At 49.2% G+C, this 15073-nt stretch carries 16 protein-coding genes; 4 read left to right on the top strand and 12 right to left on the bottom strand.

Going from position 1 to position 15073, the window contains the following annotated elements:
• Window positions 1-102 precede the first annotated feature (102 nt).
• The 4 genes from ACEPST_RS09800 (at window position 103) to ACEPST_RS09785 (ending at window position 4522) form a co-directional block, all read left to right on the top strand.
• Window positions 103-540 carry a MarR family winged helix-turn-helix transcriptional regulator gene (locus ACEPST_RS09800; RefSeq protein WP_204121081.1) on the top strand — a complete coding sequence of 146 codons (438 nt, stop codon included), beginning with the start codon at window positions 103-105 and terminating at the stop codon, window positions 538-540.
• Between the two features lie 60 nt (window positions 541-600).
• On the top strand, window positions 601-1968 hold the full coding sequence (locus ACEPST_RS09795) for a dihydrolipoyl dehydrogenase family protein (protein WP_204121082.1): 1368 nt from the start codon (window positions 601-603) through the stop codon (window positions 1966-1968).
• A gap of 305 nt (window positions 1969-2273) precedes the next feature.
• Complete coding sequence (locus ACEPST_RS09790) at window positions 2274-3041, top strand: ion transporter (RefSeq protein WP_204121083.1); 768 nt, start codon at window positions 2274-2276, stop codon at window positions 3039-3041.
• Between the two features lie 77 nt (window positions 3042-3118).
• Window positions 3119-4522, top strand: a complete 1404-nt coding sequence (locus ACEPST_RS09785) for a C69 family dipeptidase (RefSeq protein ID WP_204121084.1) — start codon at window positions 3119-3121, stop codon at window positions 4520-4522.
• A gap of 188 nt (window positions 4523-4710) precedes the next feature.
• Here the strand turns inward: ACEPST_RS09785 and ACEPST_RS09780 are convergent, their stop codons facing one another.
• The 12 genes from ACEPST_RS09780 to ACEPST_RS09725 form a co-directional block, all read right to left on the bottom strand.
• Window positions 4711-5787: a hypothetical protein gene (locus ACEPST_RS09780; protein ID WP_204121085.1), complete on the bottom strand. Its 1077-nt coding sequence runs from the start codon at window positions 5785-5787 to the stop codon at window positions 4711-4713.
• A gap of 316 nt (window positions 5788-6103) precedes the next feature.
• Window positions 6104-8635 carry a M1 family metallopeptidase gene (locus ACEPST_RS09775; protein WP_204121086.1) on the bottom strand — a complete coding sequence of 844 codons (2532 nt, stop codon included), beginning with the start codon at window positions 8633-8635 and terminating at the stop codon, window positions 6104-6106.
• A 77-nt stretch (window positions 8636-8712) separates the two neighbouring features.
• Window positions 8713-9195 (bottom strand): flavodoxin, encoded by a 483-nt coding sequence (locus ACEPST_RS09770; RefSeq protein ID WP_204121087.1) that lies wholly within the window; start codon window positions 9193-9195, stop codon window positions 8713-8715.
• 98 nt (window positions 9196-9293) lie between these two features.
• Window positions 9294-9707, bottom strand: coding sequence for a hypothetical protein (locus ACEPST_RS09765; protein ID WP_204121088.1), 414 nt, complete (start codon window positions 9705-9707; stop codon window positions 9294-9296).
• A 141-nt stretch (window positions 9708-9848) separates the two neighbouring features.
• Window positions 9849-10325, bottom strand: a complete 477-nt coding sequence (locus ACEPST_RS09760) for a flavodoxin (RefSeq protein ID WP_204121089.1) — start codon at window positions 10323-10325, stop codon at window positions 9849-9851.
• A gap of 223 nt (window positions 10326-10548) precedes the next feature.
• Window positions 10549-11007 (bottom strand): hypothetical protein, encoded by a 459-nt coding sequence (locus tag ACEPST_RS09755; protein WP_204121090.1) that lies wholly within the window; start codon window positions 11005-11007, stop codon window positions 10549-10551.
• 42 nt (window positions 11008-11049) lie between these two features.
• Complete coding sequence (locus ACEPST_RS09750; RefSeq protein WP_204121091.1) at window positions 11050-11823, bottom strand: hypothetical protein; 774 nt, start codon at window positions 11821-11823, stop codon at window positions 11050-11052.
• 127 nt (window positions 11824-11950) lie between these two features.
• Window positions 11951-12709 (bottom strand): hypothetical protein, encoded by a 759-nt coding sequence (locus tag ACEPST_RS09745; protein ID WP_204121092.1) that lies wholly within the window; start codon window positions 12707-12709, stop codon window positions 11951-11953.
• 21 nt (window positions 12710-12730) lie between these two features.
• Window positions 12731-13105, bottom strand: a complete 375-nt coding sequence (locus ACEPST_RS09740) for a hypothetical protein (RefSeq protein ID WP_204121093.1) — start codon at window positions 13103-13105, stop codon at window positions 12731-12733.
• Window positions 13106-13285: 180 nt separating this feature from the next.
• Window positions 13286-13867, bottom strand: a complete 582-nt coding sequence (locus ACEPST_RS09735) for a hypothetical protein (protein ID WP_204121094.1) — start codon at window positions 13865-13867, stop codon at window positions 13286-13288.
• Window positions 13864-14193 carry a hypothetical protein gene (locus ACEPST_RS09730; RefSeq protein ID WP_204121095.1) on the bottom strand — a complete coding sequence of 110 codons (330 nt, stop codon included), beginning with the start codon at window positions 14191-14193 and terminating at the stop codon, window positions 13864-13866. The genes ACEPST_RS09735 and ACEPST_RS09730 overlap by 4 nt, the downstream gene beginning before the upstream one ends.
• A 30-nt stretch (window positions 14194-14223) precedes the next feature.
• Window positions 14224-14943 (bottom strand): hypothetical protein, encoded by a 720-nt coding sequence (locus ACEPST_RS09725; protein WP_395425070.1) that lies wholly within the window; start codon window positions 14941-14943, stop codon window positions 14224-14226.
• Between the last annotated feature and the right edge of the window lie 130 nt (window positions 14944-15073).

Raw genomic sequence — 15073 nt, 5'->3', positions numbered from 1 at the left:
TCTCGGATTTTTCACAATATAGCCCGAAGATAGTTGACAGGTAAGACAAATGCGCTTATAGTACAGTATATCGTACACAACTTAATTGGAGGCGAGGATACTGTGCAGGATGACTTAACTCTAGCCAATCAACTTTGTTTCTCAACTTACCACGCTAGCCGTTTGCTGATTAAACTCTATCAACAAGCGCTTCAGCCGTTTTCCCTGACGTATCCCCAGTATCTCGTGCTATTGAGCCTGTGGGAAAATGATCGGCAGCCCCTGCATGATCTAGGTGACCGCCTAGATTTTGGCAGTAATACGCTGACCCCACTGCTTCGGCGAATGGAATACAACGGCTGGCTCACGCGAACCCCCCAGGTCGATGACCGGCGTCAATTGATCATCAGCCTCACGGAATACGGGCGGACGTCCAAGCCAGCCATCTTTGACGCGATTCGAATCTGCGTCGATGCCCAAAACATCGACCCGGTTCAGTACAACGCCGCGTTACAGATGAACCATGCGCTCATCGAGAAACTACAAAAAATGCTAAATTAGTGTTTTTTGTCCCCCGAATCAATCGTTCACGACCAAAAACAGAAAGAGGTTATTTAGTTAATGTCACACTATGATGTCGCGTTTATCGGCAGCGGTCACGCCAATTGGCACGCCGCTGTCACCTTGAAACAAGCCGGAAAATCAGTCGTTATTATCGAAAAGGACTTGGTTGCCGGCACCTGTACCAACTATGGCTGTGATGCCAAAATTTTACTGGATGGACCTTCAGAACTGATTGCCAAGCTTCACCAATACGCTAATGTCGGGGTTCAGAGCACGACCAACGTTAACTGGAACCAGTTCATGGCCTACAAGCACCAGGTGATTGATTCTCTCCCAGACCAAATGACAACTCTCTTCACTAAAATGGGGATCGACATCATCAATGGTCGGGGCATTCTGATGGGCAACCACCTCATCCAAGTTGGTAAGGAAATCATCAAGGCTGACAACATTGTGATTGGCACCGGGCAAAAGCCTAAACGCCTCGCCATCGTGGGCAATGAATTTCTGCATGACAGCCGTGAGTTCCTTAGTCTACCAAAATTACCTAGTCATCTCACCTTTATTGGGGCAGGCATCATCTCGCTAGAATTTGCTTCCTTGGTGCTGGCTCTCGGGAGTCAGGTCACCCTCATCGATCACGGTGATCGGGCTGCGCGTGGCTTTAATGCCGCGCACGTTGACAAGTTAGTGGCCCACCTAGAAGAAGCCGGTGCGACCTGCTACTTCAATGAATCTGCCTTATCCGTTGACGTCACCACCGATGGCTACCGGGTCACCACGGCTAGTGGCAAGAGCATCGACACCCAGTACGTCATCGACGCCACCGGTCGGGAAGCCAACGTCACCCGCCTAGGCTTAGAGAACGCCGGCATCTACTCCAGTGCACGTGGTATCGAAGTCGATGACCACCTGCGGGCAAACGGCGACAACATTTACGCCAGTGGCGACGTTCTGGACAAGGACCAACCCAAGCTCACGCCGACGGCAATCTTCGAATCGAACTACATCGCTGGGCAAATCTTAGGTAACTCGGACCCCATCGCTTACCCGGCCATCCCCAGTGTGCTCTTCACGCTCCCGCGGTTGGCCCAAATTGGCGTGACCACTGAAGATGTGGCCATTGATCCAGACAGTTACCACGTTCAGACCATCCCCTACGGCAAGCTCTTTGCCTTCGCCTATCAGAACGAAACCGATGCCGAATTGACGGCTGTATTTAATAATGCTAACCAATTGGTGGGTGCTTCGGTCTATGGCATGGATGCCCCGGATATCGTCAACGTCCTGGCCCTAATCATTGACCAACGACTGAGCGCGCTGGATCTTAACAAGATGATTTTTGCCTTTCCAACGGCCACTCAGGGCATTATCGATGCGCTCTTACCAGCCATGATGCCTGTTCCAGTTGCTGCTACGGTCTAATCTTTTTAAAACTATGTATCATCCTTGAGCCCGGGACTTGTCCTGGGCTCTTTTGTCGTTGCCTATTATCTGGCCGAAACGTGTGACAAAGGGCAGCTGGTTCCGCTTAAAACTGATAACTAAACAATCCAAGCCCAGGATTATTCAGTTATCAGCCTTAATGCTCACCAGCTAATCGCCCCTTGTCACACTCTTTTACCAAGTAAGCCCACCGTCAATACCAGTCGCCCCCACACTCATCCGCCATCTAAACGTGTCATACTAATCTTAATACGAGGGACAAATGACTATGGGGAGTGATTACCTTGGCGACCGTTAAAAAAATCTACAACTTAATCGTCGTGGGCCTGGCCTTGATCTCGATTAGCCTGGCCGTCTTTGACTTTTCCGGCGTCATTGGCATCACCCGCTGGCCGTGGTCCGTACTGGATGACGGGATTCTGGCCTTCTTTACGCTGGATTACCTCGTTCGACTGTGGCGTGCACCCCACAAATGGGCCTTCTTCCGCCACAACATCTTTGACCTCCTGGCCATCATCCCCCTCAGTACCATCTTCAGCTTCTTCCGATTGGCTCGGATCACGCGGCTCTTTCGACTGGTCCGCCTCTTTCGGTTCGTCCGACTCGTGGGCTTCATTGGCAAGCTCCGTCATACCCTAAAGGGCTTCCTAAAGACAAATGGCTTCGTCTACCTCCTCTGGGCCTGTACCGCCATTCTGATTCTGGCGGCCACCCTGTATTCCTACGCCGAGCACGTTTCCTGGGGCGAGGCCCTCTGGTGGGCGATTGCCACCACGACCACGGTCGGCTATGGTGACGTAGCCCCGCATACGGTCGTCGGCAAATGTGCGGCCACCTTGTTGATGCTGGTGGGCATTGGCTTTATCGGGGCGTTGACCAGTACGATTACCACCTACTTTGCGAACCGCGGACGCGACTCCGAGTATCAGCAGGTCGTTAACCGCCTGACCACCATCGAGCAACAGAACCAAGAGCTCAGAGACCTCTTGCGTGCGCAACGCTCCAAGACTGACGACACATCCAACAAACACGCTGAAACAGCTGAAAAATAGCCCGCTGGAATTGCCGAACCACTTCTCTTCACCCTGACGACAATGATATAATATGGGTTAAAAGGAGTGCTGCATTTATGGAAAAACGAATTAAAGGTTCATGTACCACTATTTTAGTTGGGAAAAAGGCCTCAATCGACGGCTCAACCATCATTTCACGGAACGACGATGGTCACGAAGCCCTCGACCCCGAAAAGTTTGTCGTGGTTAACCCCGCTGACCAACCCCGGGATTACCAAGCCGTTATCAGTGGCGTTCAAATCAAGCTACCTGATAACCCCTTACGTTACACGTCAATTCCTAACTCAATTCTGACCAACGGTATCTGGCCAGCAGCCGGCATCAACAGCGATAACATCGCGATGTCAGCCACTGAAACCATCACCACGAACTCCCGCGTCTTGGGCATCGACCCTTACGTTGCCGGTGGGATCGGTGAAGAAGACCTGGTCACCTTAGTTCTGCCATATATCCACAGTGCCAAGGAAGGGGTCGAACGTTTGGGTGCCCTCCTGAAGGAATTCGGGACCTATGAACCAAACGGCATCGCCTTCTCCGATAACAACGAAATCTGGTGGTTAGAAACCATCGGTGGTCATCACTGGGCTGCTAAGCGGATTCCAGATGACGCCTACGTGGTTGCCCCTAACCGGATGAACATTGACGACTTTGATTTCAACGCCGATGACACACTGGCTTCAGATGACCTGGCTGACATGATTGCCACTTACAACCTGAACCCCGACTTTGACGGCGTTAACCTGCGTCACATCTTTGGGAGTGCAACCGACAAGGACACGGTTTACAACAACCCCCGTGCTTGGTTCGGTCAAAAGTACTTCACGCCAGACGTTGAACAGGACCCACAGGGTCAAGACCTGCCATTCATTTGCCACGCCAACCGGAAGATCTCTATTGAAGACGTCAAGTACGTCCTGAGCTCTCATTTCCAAAACACGAAGTATGATGTTTACGGCGACGGCTCCGAAAGTGACAAGACGAAGTTCCGCCCAATCGGGATCAACCGGAACCACGATGTCCACATTTTGCAAATTCGGAACAACGTGCCCGACAGCATTGCCGGGATTCACTGGTTAGCCTTTGGTGCCAACACGTTCAACACGGTCGTACCTTTCTACGCCAACGTTGACGACACCCCAGCTGCCTACAAGGATGCTGATGGCACCTTCAACATGAACCACATGTACTGGTTGAGCTGCACCACGGCCCTCTTGGGTGACACGGACTTCGACCTGTACGAAGACTTCCGGAACACCTTTGCCTTGGACGCCATGGGTGCCTACCGTAAGATTCAAAACGACACGGATGCCGCAATTGTTAACGGCGCCGACGTGAAGATTTTAAAGGATGCTAACGAAAAATTGTCCAACGAATCATTCACCCGTCAAACCAAGTTACTGGGCGACATGGTGACCTTTGGTTCCGAACACATGAAGTTACGTTACAACTTAAACGACTAATTGATCTGATTGAGAGTCTGGGATTTTTCCAGGCTCTTTTTCTATTTCAAGTGATTCTTGCAAGTATACCTGGCCCCCACCAAAATAACTAGCGAACATCCGCAAAAAAGGGACAGAATCGTTTTAACCCGCGAGCCATTGCAGGCAAAAACGATTCTGTCCCTTTTTTACTTAAGCGCTGGTGTCAGTTAGAATTTCAACTCATACGCAAACGCCAATTTCTTATAGTAATCTTGCTCGATAAAGTCTGTGGGTTTAACCTCACCGTCTCGTTTGTCAAAGTAGGCGACACCCGCCAACTTGAGCATCTTGTAGACGAACTGCGAACAGAAGAGGATATTGGGCTTCGCCGAGTGCTTCGAAACCAGGCCCACCATGTTGTAGGCACTGCCTTCCCGGTTGATCTCCGCAATCTTATCAATCACGAACTGCTTCTGCGCCCGCGTCACCGGCAAACTGTAGACCAAGAGCGACGCCCCCTGTTTCTGGTGGAAAAACTCCAGCGTTTCCGCGTTCATCCCCGGCGGATAGACGTTGTCCCCACCGTTGTACGAAATAATCGTGGCCAGGTCGCGGTCAAAGGCCAGTGACACGTGATTGAACTGTTTGCGCGTGACCACCGAGATCATTTCACTGGCGGCGCTCCCGGTATTAGAAACAGCCAGGTACAGGTGCTCATCGCCTAGCGTCGCAGTGGCGGCCGCAAAGTAGTCGTCCGTCAATGTCCCGTGATTGATGTACCGCACGGAACTGTGGCGCGGCAGGTCCGCCAATATCGTTTTCAAATGGTCAACGGACACCTTGTCTTTGGCGGCCGTCGCATCGTTCATCAGGTCGCTCAATTTGTCAGTGCTCTGCCGCAGCTCATCAAAGCTGACCGTTGCCGCCTCTTCGACCGTCGGCAGGTAAAAGGCCACCTGATTGTTGGTCGTCACGAAGCGTTCGACCCAGAGCGGTAACAACACAATGACGACCCCGATGATTTTTTCGGGGAAGTACACGAATGACCAACCGCGGTCCGGAAAGACCACGACCGAGACAAAGATAATCTGTAACGCCATCAAGAGGCCGTAAACTGCCGTCAGTCCCCATTTAGCCAGTCGCGGAAACTGCGCCAACCACGTCCGCAGAATCATCATCGCGGCTAAGTAGATGTACACCAAAATTAGCATTGGTTGGTTCCCAAATAAATACAGGCAGACCAGCAACAGCCAGCCCATCCCCCGAATCCGAATAGATTGAAAATAATCGACGAGTTCTCTCACGCCATGCCCTTCTTCCACAGTTGTTGTGCAAATCAGTCTCGTGCTACTGTCGTTCCCGGCGGTGGATTCAAGGTCCCCTGCTGTGGGGACCGGTTCCAGCCTGAGGAGCGGTCTGCCGCCTCGCCTTGAAACCTTGATCCACCTCTGGTCACTTAACCTGGTCTGATTTGGACACAATTTTTCACCCATTTCATTTCAACTTAATTGAGACTATCAATAACTCATTGTAGTATACCATACGCCCCGTCTCCCCTATCCAGAACCGAAAAAGCCCCCACCATTTCTGATGAGGGCTTCCGTTTCATTCACTTAAGCTTTACTTCACCGTCTTGGCAACCGCAGCGTTCACGGCATCCTTTTCGGCTTCGACGAGGTCAACGCGACTCTCGATGACCTTGGTGTCCATCTTAATTTCCCGGGTTAAGCCTGGGGTGTTGATCTTAGGTTCGAAGAAGGCCTTGAACTCAGCCAACCGTTCTGGCGTGTGGAAGACGCCCGTCGTCACGGTGATGTAGGTGGTGAATTCCATGTCGCCACCGACCGTGTCTTCGAGCCATTGCCAGTCGTTCCGTAACCAATCCCATGCCGCCTGTTGCCCCTTGTGGGCTAACACGCCACGGTACCATGCCCGCAAGTCTTGTGGCTTGATGGTGTCGGCATCTTCGAACGCATTGATCAATTGTTTGATCAAGTCAGCGTCCGGCGTGGTTGGTAAGGCCGCAGCGATGTCGGCCTTGTAGCTGGCGTCGCTGGACTTCCGGTAGTCGTTCAACAATTGGGCAAACAAGTCGGCGTTCCCGAAGTTTTCCACCTCGTTCGCCAAAATGTAAACCCGTACGGCAGCTGGCAAGCTAGCCAACTTGTCCTGGTTCGCCGTGAAGATGGCGTGAGCGGCCTGTAACGTGGCTGGTTCCTTGGCATACAGCGCAGCGTTTAAAATCGTTGGCCGCGTCAACTGGTCGTCGTTGGATTCGCCAGCTTGTGGTAACCATCCTAACCGGTCAGCCTGTGGCGCACTTAATTTGCCAAACAAGGCCCGTAACTGGGCTTCTTCGGTCGAACCAGGCGTCACGAACTTCCGCAGGTTGTTGGCAACACCGTAGAGCACGTCGTTGACCACAGCGGAGTGACTCTTGGCGAACCGTGGCAGTAATGGCACGATGTCCGCGTAAGAAATTTGCCGACCTTCCGCGAGCAAACGCAGGTCTTGCAGCAATTGTAACTGCGTGATGGCGTCCAGGGACTCCAAGTTGTCCAGGATGTCTTGCAACAAGGTGGCATCGTATTTCACGATGAAGTGGGAGTTGTTCCCAACGTTCAAACGGAAAGGTTCGCCGCTGGCCTGACGCAACGCCGCGTAATCGCCTAACGTGGCATCGGTGTCCGCAAAGATGGCTGGGGCAGCGTCGTAGTTGCTGTTCAATGGCACTTGCCATTGACGGCCGGCGTCCTTGCCCTCACCCACGAAGAATTGTTGTTGGTGAATGGTCAATTTGCCATCGACAACTGCGGCGGAAACAACGGGGTAACCGGGTTGTTCGAGCCAAGAGGTCATGATGGCACCGACGTTCATGCCGGAAGCGGCCCCCAGAGCGGCCCAGAGGTCGGCCCCGGTGGCGTTGCCGTAGTGGTGCGTGGCAAAGTAGTTCTTCAAGCCAGCACGTAAGGCGTCGTCACCGATCAAGGCGCGAACCATGACCAGCATCCGCGCACCCTTGGCGTAGACGATGGCACTGTCGAACAGCGCGTCAATTTCGGCGGGATCTTCAACCTGCACGTGAACGGATTGAACACCGTCCGTGGCATCCCGTTGGAGGGCCATTGGGGCTTCACCGGTTTGGAAGGATTCCCAGATGTGCCAATCGGGTTCGATGGCGTTGATGGCCACGTATTCCATCATGTTGGCAAAACTTTCGTTCAACCAGAGGTCATCCCACCACTTCATGGTTACCAGGTCACCGAACCATTGGTGGGCCAATTCGTGGGCAATAACCGTGGCCACACGTTGCTTGGTTTCAAATGACGTGTTGTCGGGATCTAACAGTAAGTAGGCTTCCCGGTACGTGACCAGGCCCCAGTTTTCCATGGCGCCGGCTGAGAAGTCGGGTAAGGCCAGTTGCCAGGAATGTGGGAGTGGATATGGCGTTTGGTAGAAGTCTTCGTAGAATTCAATCGAGCGCTTGGCAATGTCTAAGGCAAAGTCGAGTTCCTTGGCTTGGTGTGCCTTGGTGGCAAAGACGCCGACCTTAACGCCACTCTTGGTGGTCGTCAGCTTGCTCTGCATATCCCCAAAAGCAAAGGCAATCAGGTAAGAAGACATGCGAACTGTGGTGTCAAAATAGTGAACACCATCAACCGTCTTAACTTCAGGCATGTTGCTGATGATGGTTTCGCCGTCATGCTCGTCGAACTTGATAGCCAGGTCAAACGTGGCCTTGGCTTCGGGTTCGTCGATACATGGGAAGGCTTGGCGAGCAGCGGTCGTTTCAAACTGCGTCCCGATCAATTGCTTCTTCTCCCCATTTAACTCGTAGTAGGAGGGGTAAATCCCCATCATGCTGTCAGTCAATGGTGCGGTGAAGTCAATGGCCACCGTGGTCTCGCCGGTCTTGCCCAGGTCGATGTGGATGCCTTCGGACTCGTCGTCAAAGGTAAATGGCACGTCCTTGCCATCGGCTTTAACGGCGCTGATGGTCATGTATTTCTGGTGAATGGCGATGCTCGTCTCTTTGGCGTCACCGGTGATGGTGGACGTCCCAGAGATCAGCTTGGTCGCACGGTTGATATCAAGGTAAACGTTGTAATGCGTTGGTTGAAACAGTGCATAAAAATGTGTGGATTCTGCCATAGTTTTCTCCTTAAATTCTTAGAATAAACCCATTATACGACAATTGTTTGCGGGGCGCCACGAATCACGCGACGAGATTACCGATTCCCCCGTTTGATCCAGTCCTCGACCGCCGTGCCGGTGATGGCACTGGTGAAACGCTGGCTGGGCCCCCAATTGATGGCCGGATAGTCCGTGGTCAGCTTGGCCGTCGACTTGGTGATGGGTGTCTCGCCAGAGGTGCAGAACTGCCGGACGTCCTTGCAACGGAAGAAACCGGTTTCCAGCAAGGTGTTGATGACGTGTGGCACCTGGCCCCACCAGAGGGGTGAGCCCAGGTAAATCCTGTCGGCGTTGGCAATCAGCGTCTTTTCCGGCACCACGATGGCTGGCCGCGACGTCTCGTCATGGGTCTCCAGCGAGGTCCGGCTGGTCGGATCCTTGTAATCGAGGTCGGCCGGCGTGTAGGGCTGCTCGGCCTGAAGTTGAACGAGTTGCGCGCCAGTCACGGCCGCAATTTTCTGGGCCACGGCAGCGGTGTGTCCGGTATTTGAAAAGTAGATAATCACTTGTTTTGACATGTAAAATCCTCCTGTGGTTGGATTTTTCTCTCTGTCTTTATTATACGACCATTTCTCGGCAAAAAAACACAATCCGATTGGGGATTGTGTTGGTGTCCTTATTTAGCTCGTGTCATGAAAATGTCGCCACCACGCTGCTGGCCGAAATCGAGTTTCTTACCCCGACGACTTAAGAAATTCCACTTCGTAAACAGCGCATCCCCGTGCAGCGTGACAACATCCTTACTGTACTGAAAGGCGTTGATCTTATGGATTTTATGATCATAACCCGTATCTGAAGGCAAGTAACCCCTCATCTGCCACTTGGCAGTCTTTTTGTAAACCACTAACTTCATGCTAGGTAGCCACATGTTTTTCTTAATATGCGGTTTCGCATTGTACTGCGGCTTCATTACCCAGGTGCCCCGCATGGCCTTTGGAATCACCTTAGTCTTAGCGCTGGCGGGTACGGTCATCACCGGTGCTAAAACGACTAGTGTTAACAAAGAGACCCCAACTTGTTTGAACGTCATCTGAATCGCTCCTCCACTATGTATTCGGTACAAGCCCAGAATAGCACGGTGAACCTCGCGATTACCAGTGTTGTGGCGCACAATTTGTGGGGTTTTACTTTTTAGTTAAAGAGACGACAGTCATTGACGTATTCGCCGTAATTAGTCCTCTGCCGCCCAGTCACGAATCTCATCTGCGGTCAGACTGGTGGCGAAACGCCGACCGGTATGCCAATCAATGTGCGGATAATTTGCCCGTAACCGTTCAACTGCCTCGGCGATTGGCGTCGACCCAGATGTGCAGAAGGGATGAACCGCCTTGCCGGTCAAATCCAAACTGTCGAGGAGCGTGTTGATTTCCCGTGGCACGGTCGCCCACCAGAGTGGGAAGCCCAGGTAGATGACGTCGGCGGCCGCAATCGGTGCCGGGTCAATCGCCTCAATGGCTGGCCGCACCTTCCCGGCATGCATCTCGTGATAACTCCGGCTGGCTGGGTCCTCCCAGTCTAAATCGGCCGGTGTATAGTCTTCCTTGGCGTGAACCCCAATGAGCTTAGAGCCCGTCGTAACCGCAATCTGTTCAGCGATAGCCTGAGTAGTCCCAGTATTTGAAAAGTACATGACAACTGATTGCCCCATTAGTCATTCCCCCGTTTTATAAATAGCATTCTAACTTAGTTATACACCCTTTTAGTCCGTCTGTGGTCATCCCTGCGAAAGATTCCAAAACTGAGTGATTGCGTATACGTTTTGGGTATGAGAGTTGACGCATTTATGGACTACATTTGGGTTAAGGAGGTGACTAAGCTATCTAAAAAACCGCCGCCAATTTTTGAATTGACGACGACAAGGTAATGCTAGTCTACTTTTTGTAGAAATAAGTTCTCTCCGGCGTGCCATCGCCAAAACGGTCGAGGAAAACTAACGCCGTCTTCCCCTTATGGTTCACTTTCTTAATCGTTTCAGCAAACAGGCTGTTCATGCGATACCAACTGATTCGCCAAGTTCCCGCATGCTTGCCCTTCTTGACGCTAAGGTCACTGTGGTTATAGTAATGTGATTTTTTCTTGCCGGACCATTTAGCCAGCGTCTCCTTCTTGCCATGATAATTAGACTTGTAGTCGTACACATACTTCGAGATCTTAAGCGTGTGAATGTTGGCGGAATCTTCATCATCAACGCACACCCAGGTCCCTCTGAATGATTTGGGCATCGTTGTGTAGTGAATCTTCGCCTCGGCCGTCGTGTTCGGAGTCGCAACCCCACCTAAGGCTAGACCAGCTGCTACTGCCATTGTTGAGAAAATCAGTTTAGGTTTCATAATCCTTATCGCTCCTTTACTAAATCTGGTAACTGTCGATGCTTACTTATCCAAGCCATGGATAGCATGACCTAACGTCTTCGTAAATTTCAAAGTCGAGTCGTACATCTGATCGGTAACGTCGCCCACATCGGGTTGGCGTTTTACCGCAGCAGAATCCTTTAAGACCTTTTTCCATTGCTTCGCTAGTTTTGCGTTAATCTTAGCGCTGAACCGTCCTTTGAAAATTTTATAAGTTGCCTGACATCCCCGCAGCGTTTTGGCGTTCGACGTACTATAGGTTGCCTCAAGAATTGAGGGAATACCCGCATCCTCAACATAGATGCTGTCATTATAAGCATGGGCTAAAGTCATGCCGCTCAACGAGTCACGGTACAATTGATAGCCGTCATCCTTGGGGTTATCGACATATTTGTAAGTCGCTTTAAAACGCCGAATGTCAGAGGCCCGTTGTGCCAGGTCTTGGGTCTTGTTTAGATACCCTTTCCAAATCCAACCGTTAATATTACCCTTCTTGTTTTTAACGTAGTAATAGGTTGCCCGCTTACCATTAGCCTTCTTCAGCTTGACTGACTTCGTCGCGTAGAACGTCGTTTTTACTGTCTTGAACGTCTTAGGCGACTTCTTCGTCAGCTTAGTTGAGGTATATAAGCTGCCACCATTGGGATGATACTTCGTCTTCGCTAATTTTTGGTGGCTAACCACTTTGGCCGCCTTGGTCCTGGCCAAAGCTGGCGAAGAGACTGTGGTCACGGAGACGATGCCAAAACTGAGCGCCATCAATCCGGCAATAACTAACTTTACCCGTTTATTCATTCGCTTAATCCTCCTCATGACTTACTTCTTGTAGTAGTAAAAGTTCAGTGGTGTGCCATCTTCGTAATGATCAAGACTGACTAAGGTCTGTTTCCCATTGCCAAAACAATGACGCATCGTTAACTCACTAATCCAGCGTATGAACCGCCTTAGCCAATGTCAGGCCAAAATCATTCGTTGCATTCCACAAATCGTCATCAGAACCAAAATTGTCCGATTTATATTCCGAAATTGCTTTTAGAACTGCCTTTTTCTGCTTCAACAATTTCGCATTCGTTTTGGCATTAAAACGTCCCTTAAATATGTTGTACGCGGCTAAGGATGCTTTTGCTTCTTTGGGATTCCAGGCATAGAACCCTGTTAACAAGGATGCAATTCCAGCCTTATTAACGTGGTCACTAATATTATAGGCATGAGCTAACGTCATTTCTCGAAGTGCCTTGTCAGACAGGGAACGCATATCGCCCCGCTTCTCCAACAATGAATAGGCTCCCTTGAATCTTCGAATATCTGATGAACGCTGAGCTAGATCTGAAGTCTTATTCAAATACCCCTTCCAAATCCAACCGTTAATATTGCCCTTCTTGTTTTTAACGTAGTAATAGGTTGCCCGCTTACCATTAGCCTTCTTCAGCTTGACTGACTTCGTCGCGTAGAACGTTGTTTTCACTGCCTTGAACGCCTTAGGCGACTTCTTCGTCAGCTTAGTTGAGGTATATAAGCTGCCACCATTGGGATGGAACTTTGTCTTCACTAATTTTTGATGGCTAATCACTTTGGCCGCCTTAGTCTTTGCCAAAGCTGGCGAAGACACTGTGGTCACAGAGACAATTCCAAAACTGAGCGCCACCAATCCGGCAATAACTAGCTTTATCCGTTTATTCATTCGCTTAATCCTCCTCATGACTTACTTCTTGTAGAGCTGGCTGTACCCAACCATCCGCATTTTATGCTTACTGACGTATTGAAACTTGAAATTCAGTGGTGGCAATTTTCCTTCAGCCTTCGTTTTCACCTGATACTTATGGTGACCCAATGCCTTGTAAGAGGCCTTCCCCTGAATACTGCCGCGACCATACGTCTTCATCGTGGTCTTTGTCAGCTTAAACATAGGACTGACATCGTCTTTCCACTTACCTGAAGGACTATACTTCCAGACGCCACGTAAAACTTTGGGTGTCCCTTTGTGCCAGGTGCTGGCATTTGCCGTGGTCGTTGTCACCACACTACTCCCAAAACCAAGTGCCGTCACCACCATCAGTGTTGCTGCTAGTTTGCGCATCTTCCCACTATTCTCCTTTTTATGTATTCATTAACCAAATTAACCATAGCACTATTTGACTTTCACCGCACTAAAAAGTTTAATTGCAACTGATTGTTGAACGGCAACAAAAAAGCTTCTAGCTACCTTTTTCGTAGTTAGAAACTTTACGTCCCCTGTACAATAAAACTCTCAAATAAATTAAGAATCCTGAAAATACGCAACTTTAGCTATTTTTTCAGCAAGTTTATGCTCTAAAGTATACTTGTCACGAAAGTACGCCGTCGCAGCCGGAATATCTACCTTTGGACTCTCCGCATTTTCATTTGAAGGTACTTTTAGATCTTCCGCTTGCTCTGGTCCTGCCAGTATATTCCAAATATACTTTCCCCTTCTAGTTATGATTGTGGTCACTGCCTGGACGTACTCTTCAAAACTCTTCATTTTGGAAAAATAAGTCAAATCATCATATGTGCCAATTTCATTGTCTTCTTGATTATAAAAGTATTCAGTCAGCATGTTTCTATTCACAAAATCTTCAGCACTATCAAACTGTTGAAAATAATCCTTCCGACTTTTAATGGCATTCGCCAGCTCACCTTCAAAACTCACATCTTCATTATAGAATGCGTACACTGAAAGCAAAAAAGCATCAAAGAAATCAAAGTAAGGATCTGCAGCTCGTTTTGGATTAATACCGCCATGAATTGGTAAGATACCAAAGTTACCCAACTGATAATTATTACAGATTTGATAATACATATTCCCATTTGAATCGGTCATTTCAAACTCAAATATTTGATCATCGTTATGCGGTGTGTATTTTTTTTGATATCAAGAATTTCAAGTTGTTTTTCTCGTGCTAAGTATCGATAATACTTACCATAAAATGTTTTAATCGCAATGCGATACGTATTTAGCGTGTCTCCAGCATCCTCTTCCTCATCGTACCATGGAAAAATCCGCTGATAAACTTCTTTAATCAAATCGCATCTATCAGGTTCATCGCCTAGCGTTAAAAAGTCAAATTGACTAGCTTGCTCTTCACCCATTTTAACAAAGTCCGGCAAAGTAACCCGTTGTTCATACATATATTGCTTTAATAACATAGTCATCCTCCATATCGATAAATACCCAGACTACTTCCGCTCAAAAACTTCTGAAAAGCTCATGTTACTAGTGTGAATCTCAATATGCTCTTTAGCAGTATTAATACCACTTGGCCAATCATTAACTCTCGATCCCTTTGGCAGAAATGTAATCGTATAATTACGTGGACCTGTTGAAGCGTCCGCAATTAATGCGTCACCTATAGCAAATGAAACCTTGTTGCTAAATCTCACTTCCAATGAATCTCCCCTCAGTTTTCCAGTCGAATCTATTTCCGAGATTTTTGATACCCCCAAGTTATTTCTGTTAAAAATAATTTGGCTGTCACTCAGTTGGTTTTTCGAAATCGTAAATCTATACCCTGCTTTTATTGGTCCCCAGTGAAAGCCGGTCCCATCCTCTGGATTAACGCCTTCAGCAACCTCTTTCCAAGAATCTATCAAAGCTGAATAATCGCCCGTCTCAATTTGATAGAAGTTCATTTCATGTAAATCAGTTGAGTGCTTGGCATAGTCACCTGCTAACAGCTTCTTCTGAGCCTTTATATACGCAGTCTCAGATTGTCTTTGCGTAATCCATCCTTCATCTACCGCATTACCATAGTAATCATATATTCCGTTGGACAATGCATTATAATCACTCTTACTTAAACCAATTGCAGCGTAGAACCCTTTTTCACGAGGCCCCCCGCTACCTCGTTGTAACCCTTTCGATTTTCCTTGCAACGTAAATTTTTTATACGCATCCACGTACTTTTGCGTGGAATCTGTCGAAAGAATATATGATTTAATTTGCGAATGGTTTGTATGCCCGATTTAAAATTGAAGTGCAACACCCCTTAAGACATTGAGGGTAAACAAATAGGCCATGGAGACCTAT

It is taken from the genome of Levilactobacillus sp. FUA 3915 (genome assembly GCF_044053135.1).
GTDB lineage: Bacteria > Bacillota > Bacilli > Lactobacillales > Lactobacillaceae > Levilactobacillus > Levilactobacillus lanxiensis.
The sequence above is the reverse complement of the archived record's forward strand: the minus strand, read 5'-3'. Positions and strand labels throughout refer to the sequence as shown.

Coding starts and splice junctions, on each gene's coding strand:
- ACEPST_RS09795 (WP_204121082.1), top strand. CDS start 601: ATGTCACACTATGATGTCGCGTTTATCGGCAGCGGTCACGCCAATTGG.
- ACEPST_RS09785 (WP_204121084.1), top strand. CDS start 3,119: ATGGAAAAACGAATTAAAGGTTCATGTACCACTATTTTAGTTGGGAAA.
- ACEPST_RS09775 (WP_204121086.1), bottom strand. CDS start 8,635: ATGGCAGAATCCACACATTTTTATGCACTGTTTCAACCAACGCATTAC.
- ACEPST_RS09770 (WP_204121087.1), bottom strand. CDS start 9,195: ATGTCAAAACAAGTGATTATCTACTTTTCAAATACCGGACACACCGCT.
- ACEPST_RS09765 (WP_204121088.1), bottom strand. CDS start 9,707: ATGACGTTCAAACAAGTTGGGGTCTCTTTGTTAACACTAGTCGTTTTA.
- ACEPST_RS09760 (WP_204121089.1), bottom strand. CDS start 10,325: ATGGGGCAATCAGTTGTCATGTACTTTTCAAATACTGGGACTACTCAG.
- ACEPST_RS09755 (WP_204121090.1), bottom strand. CDS start 11,007: ATGAAACCTAAACTGATTTTCTCAACAATGGCAGTAGCAGCTGGTCTA.
- ACEPST_RS09750 (WP_204121091.1), bottom strand. CDS start 11,823: ATGAATAAACGGGTAAAGTTAGTTATTGCCGGATTGATGGCGCTCAGT.
- ACEPST_RS09745 (WP_204121092.1), bottom strand. CDS start 12,709: ATGAATAAACGGATAAAGCTAGTTATTGCCGGATTGGTGGCGCTCAGT.
- ACEPST_RS09740 (WP_204121093.1), bottom strand. CDS start 13,105: ATGCGCAAACTAGCAGCAACACTGATGGTGGTGACGGCACTTGGTTTT.
- ACEPST_RS09735 (WP_204121094.1), bottom strand. CDS start 13,867: ATGACCGATTCAAATGGGAATATGTATTATCAAATCTGTAATAATTAT.
- ACEPST_RS09730 (WP_204121095.1), bottom strand. CDS start 14,193: ATGTTATTAAAGCAATATATGTATGAACAACGGGTTACTTTGCCGGAC.